General features: G+C 55.7%; 21 protein-coding genes. 12 read left to right on the forward strand and 9 right to left on the reverse strand.

Going from position 1 to position 23,189, the window contains the following annotated elements:
• Positions 1–32 precede the first annotated feature (32 nt).
• Positions 33–2,861, reverse strand: a complete 2,829-nt coding sequence (gene uvrA / locus AC6I8E_RS01360; RefSeq protein WP_033784472.1) for an excinuclease ABC subunit UvrA — start codon at positions 2,859–2,861, stop codon at positions 33–35.
• A 224-nt stretch (positions 2,862–3,085) separates the two neighbouring features.
• Here uvrA and ssb1 point away from each other — a divergent pair, with 224 nt between their 5' ends.
• Entirely contained in the window at positions 3,086–3,640 is a 555-nt protein-coding gene (gene ssb1 / locus AC6I8E_RS01365) for a single-stranded DNA-binding protein SSB1 (protein WP_497824339.1), read from the forward strand.
• A 69-nt stretch (positions 3,641–3,709) separates the two neighbouring features.
• Here ssb1 and AC6I8E_RS01370 read toward each other — a convergent pair whose 3' ends face one another.
• Positions 3,710–4,231: an isochorismatase family protein gene (locus tag AC6I8E_RS01370; protein ID WP_013359790.1), complete on the reverse strand. Its 522-nt coding sequence runs from the start codon at positions 4,229–4,231 to the stop codon at positions 3,710–3,712.
• A gap of 119 nt (positions 4,232–4,350) precedes the next feature.
• Between AC6I8E_RS01370 and AC6I8E_RS01375 the strand changes: the two genes are divergently transcribed.
• Positions 4,351–5,178: an AraC family transcriptional regulator gene (locus AC6I8E_RS01375; protein WP_013359791.1), complete on the forward strand. Its 828-nt coding sequence runs from the start codon at positions 4,351–4,353 to the stop codon at positions 5,176–5,178.
• Between the two features lie 77 nt (positions 5,179–5,255).
• Positions 5,256–6,215 carry a DMT family transporter gene (locus tag AC6I8E_RS01380; RefSeq protein WP_013359792.1) on the forward strand — a complete coding sequence of 320 codons (960 nt, stop codon included), beginning with the start codon at positions 5,256–5,258 and terminating at the stop codon, positions 6,213–6,215.
• A 924-nt stretch (positions 6,216–7,139) separates the two neighbouring features.
• Here AC6I8E_RS01380 and AC6I8E_RS01385 read toward each other — a convergent pair.
• Positions 7,140–7,535 (reverse strand): transposase, encoded by a 396-nt coding sequence (locus AC6I8E_RS01385; protein WP_013359793.1) that lies wholly within the window; start codon positions 7,533–7,535, stop codon positions 7,140–7,142.
• A 524-nt stretch (positions 7,536–8,059) separates the two neighbouring features.
• On the opposite strand from AC6I8E_RS01385, the gene AC6I8E_RS01390 reads away from it, so the two are divergent.
• Together AC6I8E_RS01390 and AC6I8E_RS01395 are read left to right on the forward strand one after the other, a co-directional pair.
• Positions 8,060–9,316, forward strand: coding sequence for an oligosaccharide flippase family protein (locus AC6I8E_RS01390; RefSeq protein ID WP_013359794.1), 1,257 nt, complete (start codon positions 8,060–8,062; stop codon positions 9,314–9,316).
• An 8-nt stretch (positions 9,317–9,324) separates the two neighbouring features.
• On the forward strand, positions 9,325–10,275 hold the full coding sequence (locus AC6I8E_RS01395; protein WP_013359795.1) for an ATP-grasp fold amidoligase family protein: 951 nt from the start codon (positions 9,325–9,327) through the stop codon (positions 10,273–10,275).
• Positions 10,276–10,329: 54 nt separating this feature from the next.
• On the opposite strand, the gene AC6I8E_RS01400 is transcribed toward AC6I8E_RS01395, so the two are convergent.
• Together AC6I8E_RS01400 and soxS are read right to left on the reverse strand one after the other, a co-directional pair.
• Positions 10,330–10,611: a YjcB family protein gene (locus AC6I8E_RS01400; protein ID WP_013359796.1), complete on the reverse strand. Its 282-nt coding sequence runs from the start codon at positions 10,609–10,611 to the stop codon at positions 10,330–10,332.
• Between the two features lie 255 nt (positions 10,612–10,866).
• Positions 10,867–11,292 (reverse strand): superoxide response transcriptional regulator SoxS, encoded by a 426-nt coding sequence (gene soxS / locus AC6I8E_RS01405; protein ID WP_013359797.1) that lies wholly within the window; start codon positions 11,290–11,292, stop codon positions 10,867–10,869.
• A 100-nt stretch (positions 11,293–11,392) separates the two neighbouring features.
• Between soxS and soxR the strand changes: the two genes are divergently transcribed.
• The 4 genes from soxR to AC6I8E_RS01425 all read left to right on the forward strand — a co-directional run bounded on the left by soxR (position 11,393) and on the right by AC6I8E_RS01425 (position 16,087).
• Entirely contained in the window at positions 11,393–11,878 is a 486-nt protein-coding gene (gene soxR / locus AC6I8E_RS01410) for a redox-sensitive transcriptional activator SoxR (protein ID WP_013359798.1), read from the forward strand.
• A gap of 39 nt (positions 11,879–11,917) precedes the next feature.
• Positions 11,918–12,583 (forward strand): glutathione S-transferase family protein, encoded by a 666-nt coding sequence (locus AC6I8E_RS01415; protein ID WP_497824679.1) that lies wholly within the window; start codon positions 11,918–11,920, stop codon positions 12,581–12,583.
• A 359-nt stretch (positions 12,584–12,942) separates the two neighbouring features.
• The gene (locus AC6I8E_RS01420; protein ID WP_013359800.1) at positions 12,943–14,292 is read left to right on the forward strand and encodes an NCS2 family permease; all 1,350 of its coding nucleotides are present in this window, start codon (positions 12,943–12,945) and stop codon (positions 14,290–14,292) included.
• A gap of 145 nt (positions 14,293–14,437) precedes the next feature.
• Positions 14,438–16,087 carry a Na+/H+ antiporter gene (locus AC6I8E_RS01425; protein ID WP_013359801.1) on the forward strand — a complete coding sequence of 550 codons (1,650 nt, stop codon included), beginning with the start codon at positions 14,438–14,440 and terminating at the stop codon, positions 16,085–16,087.
• 46 nt (positions 16,088–16,133) lie between these two features.
• Here AC6I8E_RS01425 and AC6I8E_RS01430 read toward each other — a convergent pair whose 3' ends face one another.
• Positions 16,134–17,036, reverse strand: a complete 903-nt coding sequence (locus AC6I8E_RS01430; protein WP_033784476.1) for a LysR family transcriptional regulator — start codon at positions 17,034–17,036, stop codon at positions 16,134–16,136.
• Between the two features lie 103 nt (positions 17,037–17,139).
• On the opposite strand from AC6I8E_RS01430, the gene AC6I8E_RS01435 reads away from it, so the two are divergent.
• The 3 genes from AC6I8E_RS01435 (at position 17,140) to AC6I8E_RS01445 (ending at position 18,939) form a co-directional block, all read left to right on the forward strand.
• Positions 17,140–17,565, forward strand: coding sequence for a CidA/LrgA family protein (locus AC6I8E_RS01435; protein WP_013359803.1), 426 nt, complete (start codon positions 17,140–17,142; stop codon positions 17,563–17,565).
• Entirely contained in the window at positions 17,558–18,253 is a 696-nt protein-coding gene (locus tag AC6I8E_RS01440) for an LrgB family protein (protein ID WP_013359804.1), read from the forward strand. The genes AC6I8E_RS01435 and AC6I8E_RS01440 overlap by 8 nt, the downstream gene beginning before the upstream one ends.
• A gap of 140 nt (positions 18,254–18,393) precedes the next feature.
• Entirely contained in the window at positions 18,394–18,939 is a 546-nt protein-coding gene (locus tag AC6I8E_RS01445) for a YfaZ family outer membrane protein (RefSeq protein ID WP_013359805.1), read from the forward strand.
• Positions 18,940–19,020: 81 nt separating this feature from the next.
• Here the strand turns inward: AC6I8E_RS01445 and AC6I8E_RS01450 are convergent, their stop codons facing one another.
• The 3 genes from AC6I8E_RS01450 to acs all read right to left on the reverse strand — a co-directional run bounded on the left by AC6I8E_RS01450 (position 19,021) and on the right by acs (position 23,098).
• The gene (locus tag AC6I8E_RS01450; RefSeq protein ID WP_013359806.1) at positions 19,021–20,676 is read right to left on the reverse strand and encodes a cation acetate symporter; all 1,656 of its coding nucleotides are present in this window, start codon (positions 20,674–20,676) and stop codon (positions 19,021–19,023) included.
• Positions 20,673–21,002, reverse strand: coding sequence for a DUF485 domain-containing protein (locus tag AC6I8E_RS01455; RefSeq protein WP_013359807.1), 330 nt, complete (start codon positions 21,000–21,002; stop codon positions 20,673–20,675). Before AC6I8E_RS01455 ends, AC6I8E_RS01450 begins: the two co-directional genes overlap by 4 nt.
• A 140-nt stretch (positions 21,003–21,142) precedes the next feature.
• A complete protein-coding gene (acs, locus tag AC6I8E_RS01460) occupies positions 21,143–23,098 on the reverse strand; it encodes an acetate--CoA ligase (protein WP_095706360.1) in 1,956 nt (651 codons plus the stop codon).
• Between the last annotated feature and the right edge of the window lie 91 nt (positions 23,099–23,189).

Genomic DNA, 23,189 nt, shown 5'->3' on the forward strand with positions numbered 1-23,189 from the left:
AAAAAGGCCCGCACGCGGCGGGCCTGAGAGAATTACTTCTGTAACAGGGGCTTCAGGAAGCGCGCGGTGTGGGATTTCTCACACTCCGCCACGGTTTCTGGCGTACCCGCCACCAGGATTTCACCGCCGCCGCTGCCGCCTTCCGGACCAAGATCGACAATCCAGTCTGCGGTTTTGACCACATCGAGGTTGTGCTCAATCACCACGATGGTATTGCCCTGATCGCGCAGCTTATGCAGCACTTCCAGCAGTTGCTGGATATCGGCAAAGTGCAGGCCGGTGGTCGGCTCATCCAGAATGTAGAGCGTCTGACCGGTGCCACGCTTCGACAGCTCACGCGCCAGCTTCACACGCTGGGCTTCACCGCCGGAAAGGGTGGTGGCGGACTGACCGAGGCGGATATAGGTGAGACCCACATCGATCAGCGTCTGCAGCTTACGCGCCAGCGCTGGCACGGCATCGAAGAACTCACGCGCCTCTTCGATCGTCATCTCCAGCACTTCGTGAATGCTCTTGCCTTTGTATTTCACTTCCAGCGTTTCACGGTTATAGCGTTTGCCTTTGCACTGGTCGCACGGCACATAAATGTCCGGCAGGAAGTGCATCTCGACTTTCAGCACGCCATCGCCCTGACAGGCTTCACAGCGTCCGCCCCGCACGTTGAAACTGAAGCGACCCGGATTGTAGCCGCGCGAACGCGCTTCCGGCACGCCCGCAAAGAGTTCACGCACCGGGGTGAAGATACCGGTGTAGGTGGCCGGGTTGGAGCGCGGTGTACGACCAATCGGGCTCTGGTCGATGTCGATCACTTTGTCGAAGTGCTCCAGGCCTGCCACGTCACGGTAAGGTGCCGGTTCGGCGATGGTCGCGCCGTTCAGCGCACGCTGAGCAATCGGGAACAGCGTATCGTTGATCAGGGTCGATTTACCCGAACCAGAAACACCGGTAATACAGGTGAACAGCCCGACCGGCAGCGTCAGCGTAACATCCTTAAGGTTGTTGCCGCGTGCGCCGGTAATCTTCAGCACTTTGGCCGGATCGCCTTTAACGCGCTCCTCTGGCACCACAATGCCACGCTTGCCACTCAGGTACTGACCGGTCAGCGATTCTTCCTGCGCCATAATCTGATCAACGGTGCCTTCTGCGACCACCTGACCGCCGTGTACGCCTGCACCCGGACCGATGTCGATCACGTGGTCTGCGGCACGAATCGCATCTTCATCATGCTCAACCACAATCACGGTGTTGCCGAGGTCGCGCAGATGAATCAGGGTGCCAAGCAGTCGTTCGTTGTCACGCTGGTGCAGGCCAATAGAAGGCTCATCCAGCACATACATCACGCCGACCAGACCGGCACCGATCTGGCTGGCCAGGCGGATACGCTGTGCTTCACCCCCGGACAGGGTTTCCGCAGAGCGTGACATCGACAGATAGTTCAGGCCGACGTTGACGAGGAAGCTCAGGCGATCGCCAATCTCTTTCAGAATTTTCTCGGCGATCTGCGCACGCTGGCCGCTGAGTTTCATGTTTTCAAAGAAGGACATCGCATGGCCGATGCTCATCTCAGAGATGGTCGGCAGCGTGGTGTTCTCCACGAAGACGTGGCGCGCTTCACGACGCAGACGGGTGCCTTCACAGCTGGCACAGGCGCGGTTGCTGATAAACTTCGCCAGCTCTTCGCGAACCGCAGAGGATTCCGTCTCTTTATAGCGGCGCTCCATATTATTGAGCACGCCTTCAAACGGATGACGACGAACCGAGGTATCGCCGCGATCGTTGATGTACTTAAATTCGATGCTCTCTTTGCCTGAGCCATACAGAATCACTTTCTGCACATTGTCTGGCAGGCTGCCGAATGACGCTTCGATATCAAAATCGAGGTGTTCCGCCAGCGAACGCAGCATCTGGAAATAGTAAAAGTTACGACGATCCCAGCCGCGAATGGCGCCGCCCGCCAGCGAAAGCTCGGGATTCTGCACCACGCGGTCAGGATCAAAATATTGCTGTACGCCCAGGCCGTCACAGGTTGGGCAGGCGCCCGCCGGGTTGTTAAACGAGAACAGGCGCGGTTCCAGCTCGCTCATGCTGTAACCACAAATCGGACAGGCGAAGTTAGCCGAGAAGAGCAGCTCTTCTGCGTCGCTGTCATCCATGTCCGCCACGATAGCCGTGCCGCCGGAAAGCTCCAGCGTGGTTTCAAACGACTCCGCCAGACGGGTTGCCAGGTCTTCACGCACTTTGAAGCGGTCAATGACCACCTCAATGGTGTGCTTCTTCTGCAGCTCAAGCTTCGGCGGATCGGAGAGGTCACACACTTCGCCATCGATACGCGCACGGATGTAGCCCTGCGTCGCCAGATTCTCCAGCGTCTTGGTGTGCTCACCCTTACGATCTTTCACCACCGGGGCCAGCAGCATCAGGCGACGACCTTCCGGCTGGGAAAGCACCTGATCCACCATCTGGCTCACGGTCTGCGCCGCCAGCGGCACATCATGATCCGGGCAGCGCGGTTCGCCTACGCGGGCAAACAGCAGACGCAGGTAGTCATGGATCTCTGTGATGGTTCCCACCGTCGAGCGTGGGTTGTGCGAGGTGGATTTCTGCTCAATGGAAATGGCGGGCGACAAACCTTCGATATGATCGACGTCCGGCTTCTCCATTAACGAAAGAAACTGGCGCGCATATGCAGAGAGCGACTCCACATAGCGGCGCTGACCTTCCGCATACAGCGTATCAAACGCCAGTGAGGATTTACCGGACCCTGACAGGCCGGTTACCACAATGAGTTTGTCGCGTGGGATGGTCAGGTTGATGTTTTTCAAATTATGGGTGCGGGCACCACGAACTTCGATCTTATCCATTCACCTTTCCCGGATTAGCTGCACTCACCGTGCCTTGCCGACACGGCCAGAATAAACGTGTCATTATGGCACAAAAAATAGACTGAATATATATCCAGTACTCTCGGCCGGGAAGCTGAGAGGGATTAAAACTGGAACCCCGCTCGAAAGTGGGAAACAGTCCGCAGGACGTGTTAGAATTGATAGATTAGACTGTATGCATTAACTCATCGGGAGACAGCAACATGGCCAGTCGTGGCGTTAACAAAGTGATTCTTGTCGGGAATCTGGGTCAGGATCCGGAAGTACGTTACATGCCAAATGGTGGCGCGGTTGCCAACATTACGCTGGCTACGTCGGAAAGCTGGCGCGACAAGCAGACCGGTGAAAACAAAGAGATCACTGAATGGCACCGTGTGGTGCTGTTTGGCAAACTGGCTGAAGTCGCAGGCGAATACCTGAAAAAAGGATCGCAGGTTTACATCGAAGGTCAGCTGCGTACCCGTAAATGGCAGGATCAGGGCGGCCAGGAACGTTACACCACCGAAGTCGTGGTCAACGTTGGCGGCACCATGCAGATGCTGGGTGGCCGTCAGCAGGGCGGCAACGCGGGTGCACCAGCAGGTGGTGGCGCGCAGGGCGGTGGCAACAACAATGGCTGGGGTCAGCCGCAGCAGCCGCAGGGCAACAACAACCAGTTCAGTGGCGGCGCGCAGTCCCGTCCGCAGCAGCCACAGAGCGCACCGGCCAGCAACAACAACGAACCTCCAATGGATTTCGACGACGACATTCCATTCTGATTCCGCTGGACAGACAGTGCAAAAAAGCCCGCTTATGCGGGCTTTTTTATGCGCGGCTTTTGCGGGCGGTTACGACCATTCCGCCACAATCTCATCGGTACTCAGCACGCGCGGCACGTGGCCGGGAATCGACAATGAGGACCAGACCTCATTGTGCTGGTTTATCAACGCTTCAGCGCTGACCCACCGACGATCGGCGGTGGTATGCGCATCAGCAGCGACGGTAATGGCATAGCCCGCACTGGCACCCACTTTTATGGTGGTATCCAGACAGTAGTCAGTGGCACAACCGCACGCCACAAACTCTTCCACCGCCAGCTTCTTTAACAGTGCGGCCAGCTCTGTCTGCCAGAAGCTGTCGCAGGCGGTTTTTGTGACGTAATGCGCGCCAGCAGGCTGAACCAGTTCCGGCAGCAGATTAAAAGCCTCATTCCCCTCGCACATCGCGCCTTCGCGGTGCTGGATAAAAATGGTGATGTCGGCGCGTTCAGTCAGCCGGTTAATCTGCGCCACCCGACCCGCCTGGTCGAAGCGTGGCGAGCTGAAGACCCCATTCTGCATATCGATAACCACTGCCACACGCTGTGCCATGCTTGACCCCATCCGTCTGAAAAAAACAGTGTTACCTGTGGCATTGCAGATAGCAATCTTTTGCATTTCAGACCCGGTCACAGGCATGCTTAGCAGACTGGTTAAATAAGGAGATAGAAGTGGACGGTGTTCCGGCAAGTTTCCCCTGTGAGAAAGATCGTGCCCGGTTCCGGCAACTCGCAGAGCTGCCCGGTGTGGAACTCTATCAGGCCCACATCTCCCGCTACGCCTTTGAACCCCATACCCACGAAGCCTTTGGGATCGGCACCATTGAAGCGGGCGCGCAGCGCTTTCGCTATCGCGGCACCGAATATACTGCGCCGGAGAACTCACTGGTCATGATGAACCCGGATGAGCTGCACACGGGTGAGTCAGCGTGCGAAGAGGGCTGGCGCTATCAGATGATCTACATTCAGCCGCAGCTGATGGATGAACTGACCGGCGACCGCGGTTGGTGGTTTAACGAGGCGCTGCTGACCGATCCGCGCGTGGCGCAGCCGCTCTCCCGCCTGCTTGCCGCACTCTGGCAGGCAGAATCTGAACTGGCGCGCCAGAGCCTGATTGCTGAGCTGCTGCTGCAAATCCGTCCGCTGGCGCATATGTCTTCACAGAGCAGACCCGATGCCCGGCATCGTTTCGACCAGGTCAGAGATTTTCTGCGCGCAAACCTCGCAGAACCGGTGCGGCTGGAGGAGCTGGCGGCGCTGGCTTCACTGTCGCCGTGGCACTTCTTACGTGCCTTTCGCCAGCACTATCACGTTACGCCGCATCAGATGCTGATGGCTTTCCGGCTCTATGACGCCAAGCAAAGGCTGGCACAGGGTGAAGCGGCCGCCAGCGTCGCGGCGGCGGTGGGATTGACCGATCAGGCTCATCTCACCCGCGCCTTTGCTCACCGTTATGGCATTACGCCGGGCCGCTATCAAAAGCAGGTCCGCCAGCCCTGATACCACCGCAATCTGCTACAAGCATTTCCCGCCCGAACCCGCCACACTCTGCCAAAAGTCTGTATAAGGAAGAAATCATGTTTGCGGGAATTATGTTTGCCGTCACTGCCGGACTGATGTGGGGGCTAATCTTTGTCGGGCCGCTGCTGGTGCCGGACTATCCTGGCGCGCTGCAATCGGCGGGACGTTATGTGGCGTTTGGGCTGATTGCGCTACCGCTGGCCTGGCACAGCCGTCGTCGTCTGCGTCAGCTGTCACGCGCTGACTGGCTTGAGGCCGTAAAGCTCTCGCTGGTGGGAAACCTCTTTTACTATGCGTTTCTGGCTAACGCCATTCAGCGAACCGGCGGGCCGGTCTCCACCATGATTATCGGCACGCTGCCGGTGGTGATCGCCGTCACGGCTAATCTCTGTTATGGCCATCTTGAAGGACGATTGCCGTGGCGGCGGTTGTTCCCGGCACTGGTCATGATGGCGGCTGGCTTGCTTTGCGTGAACGCGGCGGAGCTGCAGAGTCAGGGTGCTACGCTGGATCTCAGTCGTTATCTGACCGGTATCGTGCTGGCACTATTGGCGGTAGTCTGCTGGACCTGGTATCCGCTGCGTAATGCCCGCTGGCTGCGTACGCATCCCGAACTGCGCCCCTCAACCTGGGCTACCGCGCAGGGGCTGGTGACGCTGCCGATGGCACTGATCCTGTACGCGCTGGTCAGCGTTCAGCTCGCCTGGCAGCAGCCCGATTTTTCGCTGCCGTTCGGGCCGCGACCCATGGTATTCATCGCATTGATGCTGACGATTGGCCTGCTCTGTTCCTGGCTGGGTACCTTATGCTGGAATGCTGCCAGCCAGCGTCTGCCTACCGTACTGATGGGACCGCTGATCGTTTTCGAGATACTCTTTGGCCTGTTATGGACTTTTCTCTGGTATCAACGCTGGCCGCCGCAGCTCACTCTGATGGGCATTGTTTGTCTGATGGCGGGTGTGATCTGGGCAATGCGCATCAAACCGCAACCCCAGGTCGTCGCGATTAAAGAGTAAACCGTAAAGCTCACCTGAATGCCTTTACCGCGCGGACAAGACGCCGCGCGGCTTTTTAAGATTAAACCCTATCCTGATTTGCTCGCTCTCCGGCAGATTTATACCGCGAAATCGATTTCATGGTTCCGCACTGTTGTCCGGTATCCCCCGATAACCCCCTTCATCCTCCCTTTGTCAGTAAAAAAACGGCCCTTTCTGGCGGCTGAAAGTGGCCTGTTCCAGCGCTGGCAACCGTTCACCGGTCAGATATCGGTCATTAATCAGGAAAAATAGCGCAGCATTATGGACGTTACGCTTTTATCCACTGCTGTTTATTGCGTTATGGACCTGAGAAAAGGGGACTAAAAACCACCATTAACTTCACTCAGTGATAAATGAGTAAGAGAATTCCGCCGCTGCGTTAATAATTAAAGATTAATCTCTGGCATCAATGATGCGCAATGAAGAGAGTCAAAAGATAGACCCATAACGTTAGTGATAAGGAGTAATAAACTATTTAACCCGGATTAATCCTGGAGTAAGTTAATGCAATAAACCCATCATCGGGAATTAAAGCGCAACCGCAAAATTTCAGGCAGGTCCACCATTAACTCAAATTTACGGTGATTAATGTTTGTGCGATGTTTAAAGCGGCTTAATGATATTGAGACGATTTAGTTCCGACGATTAGCAGGACTAAACTAAAAAAAGGGAAGGCCCAATCCCGCGTAAACGAGATTGGGAGGGGAAGATAAGGCGTGGAATGCGAGACTTTTGCTGTTGTGAATCAATTTTACCGCAAAAAAAGAAGCTTAGCCGTGAAGCCATTCATTAGTTATAAATGGAGCGGAAAAGGGTGCCGCAATTGTCCTGTTAAATGATCTTCATCTCTTCTGGTAAGAACAAATCTCAGCGTTAAGTCTAAAAAGCGCGGTAGCATTAGGTTTAGCGATTCTCCGTGCCTGACGGATAGTGGTATACGCTGCGGCTGATATCTAATAAGCGGCAGCTGCGGCGGGTGCCAATGTCGAAGGTGGTCTGCAGGAAATCCACAGCCTGTCGTTTTTCATTAGTAGTAAAGAAGTGCTTCAGAACGCTCTGCAGCATCTCTTTGTCCGAGTTGAGCGTCTGCAGTTCACGTGTGACATTCTGCAGTTTTTCTTCCAGCTCCTTGATTTTTCTGCCTTCTTCCGAAGACAACCCAGAAAACTTCTTTTTCCAGCTATAGAACGTGGCTTCAGAGATGCCTAACTCTTCACAAATCTCTCTGACTTTCACGCCCGATTCAGAAGCTTTAATGGCATTTGTGATTTGATCTTCGCTGTATCGTGACTTTCTCATAAATGCTCTTACCTTTCTTATCGATTAATGGATGAGAATGACTTTAATAATTTCTGGCACTGTAAGATTTTATTAAGGCAGTATTAAAGTGCGCGAATTGAATTGCGAAGCCTAAATTAAGATATTTAGAAGAAATATCATCATGGGATAAATCTTATTTTATTCTTATCCGGGGAGCGTGCCTTCCTGGAGGCGGGTTTTTGTTATAAATTCATCGCATCCAAAATACGAAAAAATTCTACGTACAGTGGATATTTAGCTTCGCCGACTTGATTAATATGCCGGTATAGCTCTTTAAGGTTGTTTTATTTTCAGCCTGAAATCGTTTCCATCAGAAGTGATTCGCGCCATTTATAATAAGAATTATCCTGAATTCACTCTCCGGATCATGATTTACATCTCAATTTTCGGACCAGTTTGGTCTGAAGTCATACATTTTCGCCAGGCCCACTGAGCGCTTATTAATTCGTTACAGGGATGTTGTACCGAAGCGGTTGTAGTTGAGTAATACTAAGGAAGAGTCGATGAAATTGAGCGTAATGTCTAATGCCGCCTGGATGATGTCTGAGAAGATCATCTCCGTTTTTGGCGTCATTTTTGTGACGTCTTACGTGGCTAAATCCTTTGGTCCAACGGTGTTTGGCCAGATGGCGTTTTCTACTTCACTATTTGCCATGGTGCAAACCGTCGCAATCTTTGGCACCGAAACCATTCTGTTTAAGCGCGTCAGCAAAAATGCGTCGAAAGGCCTGCGCCTGATGACCATCGCCCGTACGCTGCGCATGGTGCTATTGCTGGTCACGTCGGTGCCAGTCTTAATTTGGGTCTGGTACAACATGCAGGAAAACTTCCTGGCGTTTGCACTGGCCTCATTTGTTGCCTCGGTTTTTGTCACCCAGGACACCTTCAGCGTTTATAACAACGCACGTCTTGCTTCGCGTCTTAACACCATCGCTAACGCTGTGGGCATGCTGCTGAGTTTCGGCATCAGCTTTACCGTCGCCTGGCTGCGTCTTAATCCGCTCTGGCTGACGCTGTCGATTGTTGCCGTGACGCTGGTGCCTTACCTGATCAAGCGTCACAACTTCTATCAGGACCATCAGGATCAGATGCCGCCGCGCGAAAAGCGCACCGCCTATCTGCGCTATCTGATGTATGCCGGTCTGCCGCTGGCGATCTCCAGCATCTTTATCTCGGTGCAGGTTAAAGCGGCGCAGATGTTTCTGGCAGGCACGGCGCCTGCGCGCGACCTCGGTCTGTTTGCGGCGGCAAATACCATTTCCGCCTCCTGGATTTTTATCCCGGTTGCGCTGATCACCTCCTGCTTCACTGAAATCTTCAGGGAGCGCGGCGAGGTGGCTATTAAGCTGGCTGCCCGGCTCAATGGCTACGTTATGGCAGTTTCATTGCTGATGCTGCTGGTGATTTCGCTTTACGGCGAGCAGATCATCATCGCGTTGTACGGACCGGAATACACACAGTCAGGAAGTCTCATTACGTTGCTGTCGATAGCGACCAGCTTTTCGGCAATGGGGACCGTAGCGTATCGCTACATGGTCAAAGAGGGAGGATTTAACTACTTGCTGAGGAAAATCATCTGCCTGATGGTCATCAGTCTGCCGCTCTCCTGGTGGTTGATCCAGGGTCACGGCATCATGGGGGCCGCGTGGAGCGTTTTCCTTTCAGAACTTTTGTCCCTGACCGTAATGAATTACTTCTTTAAAAACGGCGTCATTCAAAAGATTCAGGTTTCCTCACTCAACTACAAAACATACAAATGAGGTCAGATATGCTCAAGTTGAAAGAAGAACTCAGAAAAAGTGTGCAGTACTTTATCAAGAAGATGCCCTGGGCTTATCAGGACCGCATCTACTACTTCCATAAGTTCAGAAAGCTGCCCAATCTGCGTCAGCCAAAAGTGTTCAACGAGAAGGTGTTGTACCGTAAGTTTATCTTCGGCGATTACCAGAACTACGGTCGTCTGTCAGATAAGTACTCGGTGCGCGAATTCATTGCTGAAAAAATCGGTAATGAATACCTGATCCCGCTGGTACACGAAACCACTGACCCGACCACGCTGAACAGCCTGCCTTGCTGGAAGGGAACGGTGATCAAGCCGAACCACGCTTCCAACATGGTAGAAATTCTGCTGGAAGAGCCGGACGCGTTGCGCAAGCAGCAGATCATTCATGACTGCTATCGCTGGCTGAAGACCGACTTCGCCAACGAAGCGCGTGAGATTCACTATCGCTACATCAAGCCACGCATCCTGGTTGAGAAGTACATTGGTGATGGCAAAAGCGCGCCGATCGATTACAAGTTTCATATGTTCAACAAGCGTGATGGCCGGTTCGAATATGTGCTGCAGGTGATCTACAACCGCTGTCAGCCGCTGCTGTCGATGAATTTCTACGTGAATAACCTCAATGAGGCCTATCACAAGATTCGCGATACCGGTCTGGATGTTTCACCGATTATGCCGTCACTGGAACATGCGCTCGAACTGAGCAAAAAGCTGGCCAGTGATTTCGACTACGTGCGTGTGGACTGGTATATCCATGACGAGCACATCTACTTTGGCGAACTGACCTTCACCCCAGGTGCAGGGCTGGTTACCGGATTGGATCGTGGTTTAAACCAGATGATGGGAGATATGTGGATTCAGGACCGCCGCGGAACGCAGAGCCCGGGCGTTACAGTGCAGGATGTTAATATCCCTGCCATGTTGAAGAAAATTTAAGTTCACACAGCAATATAAAAAACCCCGCTAAGCGGGGTTTTTTATGCGTAAAAATCAGGGCATCGGCCAGTCAGCAGGCGCCTGGCTCATCGCATCAATAAAGGCGTGCTTTGAGATTTCCACGAAGTTGTGCACGTTTTCCATGCTCAGGGTAATGCCCATCAGACCGGTAACAAACCAGCAGGTCATGCCTAAACCAATCCCGCCACACATAAAGGCCATCACGTGACGGCTGTCCTGACGAAGTTTGGTTTTCAGGGTGCTGGCAAAAAACATCATGATTGCGCTCAGCAGTTCCCAACGCATAACAAGAAAACTGGCGGTTAACGTAGCCATCGGCCGGACCTCAATATCAGTAAGTATTCCTGACAATCTGCGGACATCACCGGCGACAAAAAAGTGTGTCAGGTAGGACTTTTTTGCCGTCAACCCAGGTTCAAAGTGTGACTTGGGTCACATTATATCACCCGATTTTAAATTTTGAACAAAATTTGACTCTTGTATGGTAGTGACGTGCGGAAAAAGTGAGCAGCAGAAGAAGAACGGCGGGGGAAATCAGGCAGATGCGCCCGGAGCGGGCGCAGCAAAGAATTAACGGACCGGGCAGCACTCGCCGGTGGTGCGCTGGGTAAAGCTGGTAATGCCGTCGTTACAGCCAAAACTCAGCAGGCGAGGGCGCTGAATCGCCTGGCGGCGCATGGTGTGGCGGTAAGCTGTCGGGGTCTGTGAAAACTGACGACGAAACACCCTGGAGAAGGTCTGCTGCGAGTCATAGCCATATTGCATCGCGATATCAAACACCGGACGCTGTGTCTGCGATAGCGCTTCTGCGGCCAGCGTCAGGCGGCGCTCACGAATATAGCCACCCAGCGTCTGTTTCGTCACGGAACGGAACATACGCTGCAGGTGCCATTTCGAATAGCCTGATTTTGCCGCAACCTCATCAATCGACAGGCTCTTATCGAGGTTCTGGTCAATCCAGTCCGTCAGGGAATGAATGATCTCTTCTTGCATCATGGCCTCATCCTTCTGGTGCTTAATAAGGGGTAATGGGAGTTTAGGGGTTTCAATGGAGAAGGAGTATAATTCCTCAAGTTAACTTGAGGTAAAGGGTCTGATGAAAAAAGAACGCAACTATCCAAAACCGGTTTTAACACCCGGTGAAGTGGCGCGCCGCAGCGGTGTGGCGGTCTCGGCGCTGCACTTTTATGAAACCAAAGGCCTCATTTTCAGCACCCGTAACAGCGGTAATCAGCGCCGTTACAGCCGCGACGTGCTGCGACGCGTGGCGATCATCAAGATTGCGCAGCGCATTGGCATCCCGCTGGCGACGGTCAGCGACAGTCTTGACCACATTCCGCCCGATAAGCGCATGTCGACGACGGAATGGGATGCGCTGACCCGGCACTGGCGCGAAGAGCTGGATAAGCGCATTGAAACCCTGACTCGCCTGCGCAATGACCTGGATGGCTGTATCGGCTGCGGCTGCCTGTCGATGCGCGACTGTCCGCTGCGCAATCCTGGCGACCGGCTGGGTCAGCAGGGCTCGGGTGCAGTGCTGCTTGACCCGGAACAGGATGATAAACATCCGCCTGTGGAGTGATGTCTATACTTGGTGAAGGTCAACACACAGGGAATCATGATGATCACCGTTCACCATCTTGAAAAATCGCGCTCGCATCGGGTGCTGTGGCTGCTGGAAGAGCTGGAAGTGCCGTACCAGATTAAACACTATCAACGCGAACCCACCATGCTGGCCCCGGAGGCGCTGAAAAAAGTGCATCCACTGGGAAAATCGCCGGTCATTACTGACGGAAACCAGGTGGTAGCTGAATCGGGTGCTATTCTCGAATACCTTGAAGGGAAATATGATCGCGAATTCCGGCTGAAAGTGAGTGATGAGGCGTCACGGTTACAGTGCCGCTACTGGCTGCATTATGCTGAAGGCTCACTGATGCCGCTGCTGGTAATGAAGCTGATCTTCGGGCAGATGGGCAAAGCGCCGGTGCCGTGGCTGCTGCGTCCGGTCGGCGCGGCATTTGGCAAAGGGGTGCAGAAGGCGTTCCTGGATAAACAGCTTAAGCCGCACAGGCAGATGATCGAACAGCATCTGGCGGCGCATCCCTGGTTTGCCGGTGAGCGTTTTACCATTGCGGATATCCAGATGAGCTTTCCGCTGCTGGCACTGGCGCGCCGTGCCGGACTCAATCAGATGCCCGCCACCGGGAAATGGTTGCAGACGGTGCAGCAGCGCGCCGCCTGGCAACGCGCGATTGCGCAGGGCGGCGAGCTTTCGCTGCCAGGTTAATCGTCTCTCTCCACCGGCGCGTGCTGTACGATCACCGCTGCGCCGGTGTAAATCCTCTCTTTATATGACATTAAGTTTATGGCCTCAGCGTTTCAGACTGGCTTCAGCCGGGTGTCGGCCAGCCTGTTACGCCCAATCTTTATGCCAAAGAATCTCCCTCTTAGAGTTGAAAACGTGGCGCTAAACGCCGGATAATCGTATGCCTTTTTATCTGGCCGCTTTTGACGGCTAATTATCTGCGGCAAGGTAAACGTTTGCCTGGCGGGTTAATCCCGACAGTGACGCCGTTTACCCGCTTATTCCAGGGACAGCGATGGTCGCAGAGCGATCCACACAACAAAAATTTTTGAGGCTCAACTATGTCAACTGAATCACGCCCGGCCAGTGGAAAACTGGACGCCTGGTTCTCGATCTCGGCGCGCGGCAGCAGCGTGCGTCAGGAAATTCTGGCCGGACTCACCACCTTCCTGGCGATGGTTTACTCCGTCATCGTGGTACCAGGAATGCTGGGCAAAGCCGGTTTCTCCCCCTCCGCCGTGTTTGTCGCCACCTGTCTGGTCGCCAGCTTTGGTTCCATCCTTATGGGACTGTGGGCCAACCTGCCGATGGCGATTGGCTGTGCCATCTCCTTAACCGCCTTTACCGCTTTCAGTCTGGTGCTGGGTCAGCATATCAGCGTGCCGGTGGCGCTGGGCGCAGTGTTCCTGATGGGCCTGCTGTTTACGCTGATCTCCGTGACCGGCATTCGTGCCTGGATTTTGCGTAACCTGCCGATGGGCGTGGCGCACGGCACCGGCGTCGGGATTGGCCTGTTTTTGCTGCTCATCGCCGCTGATGGCGTGGGTCTGGTGGTAAAAAACCCGGCTCCGGGCCTGCCGGTAGCGCTGGGTCACTTCACCACTTTCCCGGTGATGATGACGCTGCTGGGACTGGCCGCGATTATCGGACTGGAGAAGCGCCGGGTACCGGGCGGCATCCTGCTGACCATTATCGCTATTTCGCTGCTGGGCCTGATCTTTGACCCGTCGGTGACATATCAGGGACTGTTTGCCCTGCCGAGCCTGCGTGACGCCAGCGGTCAGTCGCTGCTGTTCAGCCTCGACATCATGGGTGCGATGCAGCCTGTGGTGCTGCCCAGCGTGCTGGCACTGGTAATGACGGCGGTCTTTGACGCCACCGGCACCATCCGCGCGGTCGCAGGGCAGGCTAACCTGCTGGATAAACAGGGCCAGATTATCAATGGCGGTCGTGCGCTGACCAGCGACTCCGTCAGCAGCCTGTTCGCAGGTCTGGTAGGCGCGTCACCGGCTGCGGTTTACATCGAATCGGCGGCAGGAACGGCGGCGGGCGGTAAGACCGGCCTCACCGCGATTGTGGTGGGCCTGCTGTTCCTCGCCATCCTGTTTATGTCGCCGCTGGCTTATCTGGTTCCCGCTTACGCGACTGCGCCTGCACTCATGTATGTCGGTCTGTTGATGCTCAGTAACGTGGCGAAAGTCGACTTCGGTGATTTTGTCGATGCGATGTCGGGCCTGCTCACGGCGGTGATCATCGTGCTTACCTGCAACATCGTGACCGGCATCATGATCGGTTTCGCCAGCCTCGTAGTGGGGCGTCTGTTCGCCGGTGAATGGCGTAAGCTCAACGTCGGCACCGTGATCATTGCCGTCGCGCTGGTGGCGTTTTACGCCGGTGGCTGGGCGATCTGACTGTATAACCGGGCGTGCGACTGCGCGCCCGGAATTTTTCACTTTTTTCCCGCCCGGCGCACGCGTAGCTGACAACCTTCACCGCCGTTTGTTTTACACTTTAGCGCTTAACCAATGATTGAAAGAAACGACGCCTAAGGAAAGCATGGAAATCTTTTTTACTATTCTCATCATGACGCTGGTCGTGTCGCTCTCTGGCGTCGCGGCCCGCATTCTCCCTTTTCAGATCCCGTTGCCGCTGGTGCAGATCGCCGTAGGTGCGATGCTGGCCTGGCCCACGTTTGGTCTGCATGTCGACTTTGATCCGGAGCTGTTTCTGGTGCTGTTCATCCCGCCGCTGCTGTTCGCAGATGGCTGGAAAACGCCGATCAGTGAGTTCCTGCATCATGGTCGCGAGATCATCGGCTTAGCACTGGCGCTGGTGCTGATTACCGTGATCGGTATCGGCTATCTGATCTACTGGATGGTGCCAGGTATCCCGCTGATCCCCGCGTTTGCGCTGGCGGCGGTGCTGTCGCCGACCGATGCCGTGGCGCTCTCCGGCATTGTCGGTGAAGGCCGCATTCCCAAGAAGATTATGTCGATCGTGCAGGGTGAAGCCCTGATGAACGATGCATCGGGCCTGGTATCACTGAAGTTTGCCGTGGCCGTGGCCATGGGCACCATGGTATTTACCTGGGGCGGTGCCAGCGTTGAGTTCATGAAAGTCGCCATTGGCGGCCTGATTGCCGGTGTGGCCATCTGCTGGCTGTACGGGAAATCACTGCGCCTGTTCAGCCGCTGGAGCGGGGATGACCCGGCGACCCAGACCGTGCTGCTGCTGCTGCTGCCGTTCGCTTCTTACCTGATTGCCGAACATCTGGGTGTCTCAGGCATCCTGGCGGCCGTGGCTGCCGGTATGACTATTACCCGTTCCGGTATTATTCGTCAGGCACCGCTGGCTATGCGCCTGCGTGCTAACAGCGTCTGGCAGATGCTGGAATTCATCTTCAACGGCATGGTCTTCCTGATGCTGGGCCTGCAGCTGCCGGACATTCTGCAGACCTCTATCGACCAGGCGCAGGCCGACACCAACGTCGAGCTGTGGATGTTGTTCGCCGATATCGGGCTGGTCTATGCCGCGCTGATGCTGGTGCGTTTTGGCTGGCTGTGGATCATGCAGCGTCTGAGCAAACGTCTGTTGAAGAAGAAGCCGCTGGAGTTCGCTAACTACTCGCTGCGTGAGCTGTTGATCGCCACGTTTGCCGGGGTGCGCGGGGCGATTACCCTGGCGGGTGTGCTGTCAATTCCACTGTACCTCACCACGGGTGATCCCTTCCCGGCGCGCTATGAGCTGGTGTTTATCGCCACCGGCGTGATTCTGGTCTCATTGCTGGTAGGGGTCGTGATCCTGCCGATTCTGCTGCGCGGCATTGATAGCATCGATAAAGGTGCCCATCGCCGTGAGCTGCAGAATGCCCGTGCGGTGATGGCGGGTGCCGCCATTGAAAGCCTGCATAAGATGGAAGATCGGCTGGAGAATGAGTCGGAAGAGAACATCGATCCGGAACTGCTGAAAGAGGTCAGTCTGCGCGTGATTGGCAACTTACGCCGTCGCGCTGAAGGGAAGAATGATCTTGAGCATGCGCTTTACGCTGAGAACCTTGAGCGTCGCTTCCGCCTGACCGGGCTGCGTGCCGAACGCGCAGAGGTCTATCATCTGCGCGCCACCCAGCAGATCTCCAATGAGACGATGCAGACGTTACTGCACGACCTGGATCTGCTGGAAGCACTGCTGATCGAAAAAGAAGAGTAAGCCTCAGACTGGCACGCCTGTGGATTCATGCGGGCGTGCCAGCTTTTCATACCGACAGGCGCGGCGGTTCATCCGGCCAGTGCTCGCGACAACAGTTGATCCACGCCTGCGCACTGCGCGACAGATAACTCCCTTCCCGCCAGATCAATCCCAGACTCCACTTCAGCTCCGATTCCAGCGGCAGCCACAATAGCGACTGCTTATCCAGCCGCTGACAGATCGGCTCCGGCAGAATCGCCAGCCCCATCTCCGCCTGCACCATTGCCGCCAGAAAATCCCACTGACCGCTGCGCACCGCCACCGTTGGCGTCAGGTTAAGCCGCTGAAACGCCTGCATCAGCTGACGATTCAGCGAGAACTCCTCATTGAAAATAAGTAAGGGATGCTCTGCCAGCTCTGCCAGGCCTATCTGCTGGCGGCTGAGCCACTCCGGGCGGCGCGGCAACAGCACGCAGAGCGGATGATGCATCAGGGGCAGCGTGTTCAGCGGCAGCTCAGGGTCAACCGGCAACGCAGTCAGGGCAATATCCAGACTGCCCGCCAGCACCGCCTGCTGTACGGTCAGGCCGCCGAACTCTGAAATTTTCAGCTTCACACCGGGATAGCGACGGCGAAAGGCGGAAATCGATCCCGCTATCTGCATACCGACCATCGGCGGAATACCGAGCCGCAGTTCGCCGGTTTTGAGCTGGTTGATGTCACCAATCTCCGCCTCCAACTGATGAAACTCCTGCAGGATCGCCAGGCCGCGCTGATAAACTGCCTGGCCGCTGTCGGTAAGGTGCAGACGACGGCCATCTCGCAGGATCAGCGTGCAGCCCAGCTCCTCCTCCAGCTGACGCAGCATTTTGCTGATGGTCGGCTGGGTGACAAACAGCTTTTGCGCCGCACGGGTAAAGCTCTGCTGGCGGACCACTTCAGTAAAGTAACGCAGGGCGCGGACATCCATAACTATTCCTTTAAGGCATGATTGCGATAATTTTAATTCATTTTTTTCACCTTGTGCTGGCGTTTTATACTGGTGACATCAATTTAATCGGGGAGACAAGGTGATGGCGTCAGCACTCACTTTACGCAGCAACCGCGCCATGCAGTGGATCAGCCTGCCGCTGCAGCTGGGTTTCTATATCGGCCTGTTTGTCGCCTGTGACCGGCTGGTGAGCTGGCTACATCTGCCGCTGCCCGCCAACATTGTCGGGATGCTATTGCTGCTGGCGTTAATCGTGACGCGGGTTGTGCCGCTGAACTGGGTAAAAGCCGGATCGCGCTGGCTACTGGCCGAGATGCTGCTGTTCTTTATTCCGGCGGTGGTGGCGGTGGTAAATTATGGCGATCTGCTGCGGGTCGATGGCTGGCGCATCTGCGTGGTGATCGGCGTCAGCACGCTGCTGGTGCTGGCCTCCACCGCCTGGGTGGTGGATCGGCTTTATCACTATGAAGTCGCGCGCGCCGCGCGTAAGCAGGATCCTCATGCGTGATTTTCTGCTCAGCCTGCTGTGTGTGGCGGTTACGCTGCTGGTGTATGCGCTGAATAAACGGCTTTACCGCCGCTGGCGGACGCTGCTGTTAATGCCGCTGGTGATGACGCCGCTGGTGCTGGTGGCACTGCTGCTGCTGACCCACATCAGCTGGCAGGATTACATTGCAGAAAACCACTGGCTGCTCTGGCTGCTGGGCCCGGCGACGCTGGCGTTTGCGGTGCCGGTCTATGAGAACGTGGAGATTATAAAACGCCACTGGCTGTCACTGAGCGCGGGTGTTCTGACCGCCACGCTGGTCGCCGTCTGCAGTTCGGTCTGGCTGGCGCGGCTGCTGACGCTGCCGGAGTCGATCCAGCGTAGTCTGGCGGTGCGATCCATTACTACGCCGTTTGCGCTGGCCGCAGCCGGACCGATTGGCGGTCAGCCCGATCTGGTGGCGCTGTTTGTGGTCATTACCGGCGTGTTTGGCATGGCGGTGGGTGACGTGCTGTTTCTGCGCATCGCGATTAAGCAGGGGGTGGCGAAAGGGGCCGGGTTTGGGGCTGCGTCACACGGTGCCGGCACAGCTCGCGCTTATCAGCTTGGGCAGCAGGAGGGCGTCGTCGCCAGCCTGGTCATGATGCTCTCGGGCGTCGTGACCGTGATACTGGCTCCGGTGATTGGACACCTGATGTGGACAATATAGTCTACACTGCGTTGCGCAGGGACAGCTGTAATTCTGAACGCGACACGTATTTTTACGTAAAGTTTCCCGGATTTTGTTGTCTCCCCGTTTCAGGCTGTTAACCTTGCGGCCGAATTAATTGTCCTTCACGGAGTGGAATCATGTTTAAGCAACTTGTTACCGGGAGCGCCCTCGGGCTGGTTTTACTGAGTGGTGCCGCTCAGGCGATTGAAGGGAGTGTTGATGTCAGCGAACACAACACCAACCTGAATCTGGGTCTGGGCACCACTACACCCGGTCTGTTTCTGAAAGGTAACTGGCTGCGTAGCGACCATGACGGCAGCACCTACGGTGCCGGTCTGGGCTACAACGTTGACTTCGGGCCGCTGCGTCTGGCGCCGACCGCAAAAGCGATCTTCACCCATCCTGAAGATGGAAAAGATGGGTTTGCGGTGGCGGTGGGTGGTGCAGCGCACTACAGCCTGAACAGCATGTGGGGCCTGTATGGCGAATATTATTATGCGCCAGAGTCGTTCACCGATCAGCTCGACAGCTATCAGGAAGCCGCTGGCGGCCTGAGCTTCACGCCAGTTTCACTGCTTAACCTGCGTGTGGGTTATCAGTACATCGAACTGAACAACAAAGATGGACGCAAAGATAACGTGCTGGTCGATGGCCCGTACGTGGGTGCATCACTGCGCTTCTGATTCTGCTGCGTGAAAGAAAAGGGCGACTACCCCGGTAGTCGCCCTTTTTTATTGTCCGATCGTCAGGAATGAAAATGGCGATCAGTGCGCTTTGCCCTGTTCAATACCGGTGCCGGTCTGCGAGCGAATAAACTGTGCGCGGAAGCGTGAACGTTCCTCTGCGCCCTGCTGCGAATGGTCGGTAATCGAGAAGAGCCAGATACTGACAAAGGCCACCACCATCGAGAACAGCGCCGGATACTCATACGGGAAAATCGGCGTGGCGTTGCCCAGCACCTGTACCCACACGGTCGGGCCGAGGATCATCAGGATAACCGCGGTCAGCAGACCGAGCCAGCCGCCCACCATCGCGCCACGCGTAGTGAGTTTTGACCAGTACATCGAGAGCAGGATGATCGGGAAGTTACAGCTGGCCGCAATCGAGAAGGCCAGCCCGACCATAAAAGCGATATTCTGCTTCTCAAACAGTATTCCCAGCGCAATCGCCACCACGCCCAGCGCCAGCACGGTAATTTTGGAAACCCGCAGCTCATCTTTCTCGCTCGCCTTGCCTTTACGATAGACGCTGGCGTAGAGGTCATGCGACACCGCTGACGCACCCGCCAGGGTTAAGCCTGCGACTACCGCCAGAATCGTGGCGAAGGCCACCGCAGAGATAAAGCCCAGGAAGGTGCTGCCGCCGACCGCGTTAGCCAGATGCACTGCCGCCATATTGGTGCCACCAATCAGCGCGCCGCTGGCATCTTTGAAGGCCGGGTTCGCACCCACCAGCAGAATCGCTCCGAAGCCGATAATAAAGGTCAGGAAGTAGAAGTAGCCCATAAAGCCGGTGGCCCAGAAGACGCTTTTGCGCGCCTCTTTGGCATCCGCGACGGTGAAGAAGCGCATCAGAATATGCGGCAATCCGGCCGTACCAAACATCAACCCCAGCCCCAGCGACAGCGCCGAGATAGGATCTTTGACCAGCCCGCCAGGCTGCATGATCGCGATGCCTTTGGGATGGACCGCCATCGCCTCGGTGAACAGTGTGTTAAAGCTGAAGTTGGCCGCTTTCATCACCATTATGGCCATAAAGGAGGCACCAAACAGCAGCAGCACCGCTTTGATGATCTGCACCCAGGTGGTCGCCAGCATGCCGCCAAACAGCACATACATCACCATCAGAATGCCGACCAGAACCACCGCCACATGATAGTTAAGACCAAACAGCAGCTGGATCAGTTTACCGGCTCCCACCATCTGGGCGATCAGGTAGAGCGCCACCACCACCAGCGAACCGCAGGCTGACAGCGTACGGATCGGCATCTGCTTCAGACGATAGGAGGCGACATCGGCAAAGGTATAGCGACCCAGGTTGCGCAGCCGCTCGGCGATTAAAAACAGAATCATCGGCCAGCCGACCAGGAAGCCGAGCGAGTAGATCAGCCCGTCATAGCCGGAGGTGTAAACCAGCGCCGAAATGCCCAGGAACGAGGCCGCTGACATGAAGTCACCCGCCATCGCCAGGCCATTCTGGAAGCCGGTGATATTGCCGCCTGCGGTGTAGTAGTCGTTACGCGAACGGGTTCGCTTTGACGCCCAGTAAGTAATCCCCAGGGTGGCACCGACGAAAATCGTAAACATGATAATCGCCTGATAGTTAGTCGCCTGGCGCTGCACCGCACCGGTGATCGCATCGGCGGCCAGCGCTGAAAACGGCAACATTAAGGCCAGCAGCCATAAGGTGAGACGGGTCATGATTTCACCTCGCTGAGGATCGCTTTGGTTAAACGGTCAAACTCACCGTTGGCGCGCCAGACATAGACGCCGGTCAGCACAAACGACATCACAATCAGCCCGACACCAATCGGGATACCGCGCGTGACGTTGGTACCGGCATGCAGCGGCGTGCCGAGCCAGCCGGGGGCAAATGCAATCAGCAGGATAAAGCCGACATAGAGCACCAGCATGATCAGCGACAGCAGCGTCGCGAACGCCTGGCGCTTACGGACTAACTCATGAAAACGGGGATTACGTTCAATCTGCTGATTGATTGCATCCTGATTCGAAAGGGCGTCATTCATCACATTTTCTCCAGAGGGCTTGCAGGCGAGAACCTCACGACAGGGCGCGGATTCAGCTGGTTATAATTTTTGTGACTAGCGAAACAGACTGCGTAGGGCGGGTGTGACGGGAAGCGATCTTCCCGCCGGACAGCGTGCGCTTAAGGCATTTTGATCGACTGTTTCTCCTCAAGCAGTTTTTCGACAACGCCAGGATCGGCGAGGGTAGAAGTGTCACCCAGGTTACTGGTATCGCCGGTGGCAATTTTGCGCAGAATACGGCGCATGATTTTGCCGGAGCGGGTTTTCGGCAGTGAGTCGGTCCAGTGCAGTACATCCGGCGTGGCGAGCGGGCCAATCTCTTTGCGGACCCACTGACGCACTTCGGTGTACAGCTCGGGCGACGGCTCTTCGCCGTGATTCAGCGTGATATAGGCGTAAATCGCCTGACCTTTAATGCTGTGCGGAATCCCGACCACGGCCGCTTCGGCAATTTTAGGATGCGACACCAGCGCCGATTCAATCTCGGCAGTGCCAAGACGGTGACCGGAGACGTTGAGCACGTCGTCGACACGTCCGGTGATCCAGTAGTAGCCATCTTCATCGCGACGGGCACCGTCACCACTGAAGTAGACGTTTTTAAAAGTGGAGAAGTAGGTCTGCTCGAAACGGTCATGATCGCCAAAGAGGGTGCGCGCCTGTCCTGGCCAGGACTCGGTGATCACCAGATTGCCTTCACAGGCACCTTCCTGGGGCTGACCTTCGTTATCCACCAGCGCCGGTTGCACGCCAAAGAAGGGTCGGGTGGCGGAACCTGCTTTCAGTTCGGTCGCACCCGGCAATGGCGTGATCATGAAGCCCCCGGTTTCGGTCTGCCACCAGGTATCCACTATCGGACAGCGGCTGTTGCCGATTTTTTTGTAGTACCACTCCCAGGCTTCCGGGTTAATGGGCTCACCGACCGATCCCATAATGCGCAGGCTGCTGCGATCGGTACCTTCAATGGCCTTGTCTCCTTCGGCCATCAGTGCACGGATGGCGGTGGGTGCGGTGTAGAGCAGGGTGACTTTATGTTTATCGACCACTTCCGCCATACGGCTCGGCGTTGGCCAGTTCGGCACCCCTTCAAACATCAGCGTGGTGGCACCGCACGCCAGCGGGCCATAAATCAGATAGCTGTGTCCTGTTACCCAGCCGACATCGGCGGTACACCAGTAAATGTCATCCTGATGATAATCAAAGACGAACTTAAAGGTGGTGGCGGCATAAACCAGATAACCGCCGGTGGTATGCAGCACGCCTTTGGGTTTGCCGGTAGAGCCAGAGGTATAAAGGATAAACAGCGGATCTTCCGCGCCAACTTCGGCTGCAGAGTGGTTGGTGCTGGCGTCCCGCATCAGGTCATGCCACCACCGATCTCGGCCTTCAACCCAGCCTACATCTTTGCCGGTGCGCTGGAACACCACCACGTTTTTCACGCTGGTGACATTCGGATTTTTTAACGCGTCATCGACATTTTTCTTCAGCGGAATACTGCGACCGGCGCGGATCCCTTCATCGGCGGTAATCACCAGCGAGGCGCTGGAGTCGACGATGCGGCCAGCGACCGCTTCCGGTGAAAAGCCGCCAAAGATCACGGAGTGAACGGCACCGATACGCGCACAGGCCAGCATCGCCACCGCCGCTTCCGGCACCATCGGCATGTAGATCGCCACCACGTCGCCTTTTTTCACTTCCAGCAACTCAAGCACATTGGCGAAGCGACAGACTTCAGCATGCAGCTGGCGGAAGGTCAGGGTTTTGCTTTCGCTGGCGTCGTCGCCTTCCCAGATAATCGCCGGGTGATCGCCGCGCGTGGCGAGATGACGGTCAAGGCAGTTTGCCGCCAGGTTGAGCGTGCCATCTTCGTACCAGCGAATGTTAATGTTACCTGGCGCAAACGAGCAATTTTTCACCTTGCTGTAAGGTTTAATCCAGTCAAGGATTTTGCCCTGTTCGCCCCAGAAACTGTCTGGATCGTCGACAGATTGCTGATACATCGCCTGGTACTGTTCAGCCGTAATCAGGGTGTTTGCTGCAATGTTCTCTGGAACGGGATGTTTATGTATTTGGCTCATGGCGGATCTCCTTGAAGATGTTAATGATATGTCAATCAATGGTTAATTGAAGCCTGCGCCATAGCTTTGTTTCTTTTTTGCGCCACAGATC

The sequence above is a fragment of the Pantoea sp. X-Soil-YNGN-785 genome, assembly GCF_059730585.1.

What these genes read in the sequence shown, in the direction of transcription:
- uvrA (WP_033784472.1), bottom strand. Translation starts at nt 2,861, where the DNA reads ATGGATAAGATCGAAGTTCGTGGTGCCCGCACCCATAATTTGAAAAAC.
- ssb1 (WP_497824339.1), top strand. Translation starts at nt 3,086, where the DNA reads ATGGCCAGTCGTGGCGTTAACAAAGTGATTCTTGTCGGGAATCTGGGT.
- AC6I8E_RS01370 (WP_013359790.1), bottom strand. Translation starts at nt 4,231, where the DNA reads ATGGCACAGCGTGTGGCAGTGGTTATCGATATGCAGAATGGGGTCTTC.
- AC6I8E_RS01380 (WP_013359792.1), top strand. Translation starts at nt 5,256, where the DNA reads ATGTTTGCGGGAATTATGTTTGCCGTCACTGCCGGACTGATGTGGGGG.
- AC6I8E_RS01385 (WP_013359793.1), bottom strand. Translation starts at nt 7,535, where the DNA reads ATGAGAAAGTCACGATACAGCGAAGATCAAATCACAAATGCCATTAAA.
- AC6I8E_RS01390 (WP_013359794.1), top strand. Translation starts at nt 8,060, where the DNA reads ATGAAATTGAGCGTAATGTCTAATGCCGCCTGGATGATGTCTGAGAAG.
- AC6I8E_RS01395 (WP_013359795.1), top strand. Translation starts at nt 9,325, where the DNA reads ATGCTCAAGTTGAAAGAAGAACTCAGAAAAAGTGTGCAGTACTTTATC.
- AC6I8E_RS01400 (WP_013359796.1), bottom strand. Translation starts at nt 10,611, where the DNA reads ATGGCTACGTTAACCGCCAGTTTTCTTGTTATGCGTTGGGAACTGCTG.
- soxS (WP_013359797.1), bottom strand. Translation starts at nt 11,292, where the DNA reads ATGATGCAAGAAGAGATCATTCATTCCCTGACGGACTGGATTGACCAG.
- soxR (WP_013359798.1), top strand. Translation starts at nt 11,393, where the DNA reads ATGAAAAAAGAACGCAACTATCCAAAACCGGTTTTAACACCCGGTGAA.
- AC6I8E_RS01415 (WP_497824679.1), top strand. Translation starts at nt 11,918, where the DNA reads ATGATCACCGTTCACCATCTTGAAAAATCGCGCTCGCATCGGGTGCTG.
- AC6I8E_RS01420 (WP_013359800.1), top strand. Translation starts at nt 12,943, where the DNA reads ATGTCAACTGAATCACGCCCGGCCAGTGGAAAACTGGACGCCTGGTTC.
- AC6I8E_RS01425 (WP_013359801.1), top strand. Translation starts at nt 14,438, where the DNA reads ATGGAAATCTTTTTTACTATTCTCATCATGACGCTGGTCGTGTCGCTC.
- AC6I8E_RS01430 (WP_033784476.1), bottom strand. Translation starts at nt 17,036, where the DNA reads ATGGATGTCCGCGCCCTGCGTTACTTTACTGAAGTGGTCCGCCAGCAG.
- AC6I8E_RS01435 (WP_013359803.1), top strand. Translation starts at nt 17,140, where the DNA reads ATGGCGTCAGCACTCACTTTACGCAGCAACCGCGCCATGCAGTGGATC.
- AC6I8E_RS01440 (WP_013359804.1), top strand. Translation starts at nt 17,558, where the DNA reads ATGCGTGATTTTCTGCTCAGCCTGCTGTGTGTGGCGGTTACGCTGCTG.
- AC6I8E_RS01445 (WP_013359805.1), top strand. Translation starts at nt 18,394, where the DNA reads ATGTTTAAGCAACTTGTTACCGGGAGCGCCCTCGGGCTGGTTTTACTG.
- AC6I8E_RS01450 (WP_013359806.1), bottom strand. Translation starts at nt 20,676, where the DNA reads ATGACCCGTCTCACCTTATGGCTGCTGGCCTTAATGTTGCCGTTTTCA.
- AC6I8E_RS01455 (WP_013359807.1), bottom strand. Translation starts at nt 21,002, where the DNA reads ATGAATGACGCCCTTTCGAATCAGGATGCAATCAATCAGCAGATTGAA.
- acs (WP_095706360.1), bottom strand. Translation starts at nt 23,098, where the DNA reads ATGAGCCAAATACATAAACATCCCGTTCCAGAGAACATTGCAGCAAAC.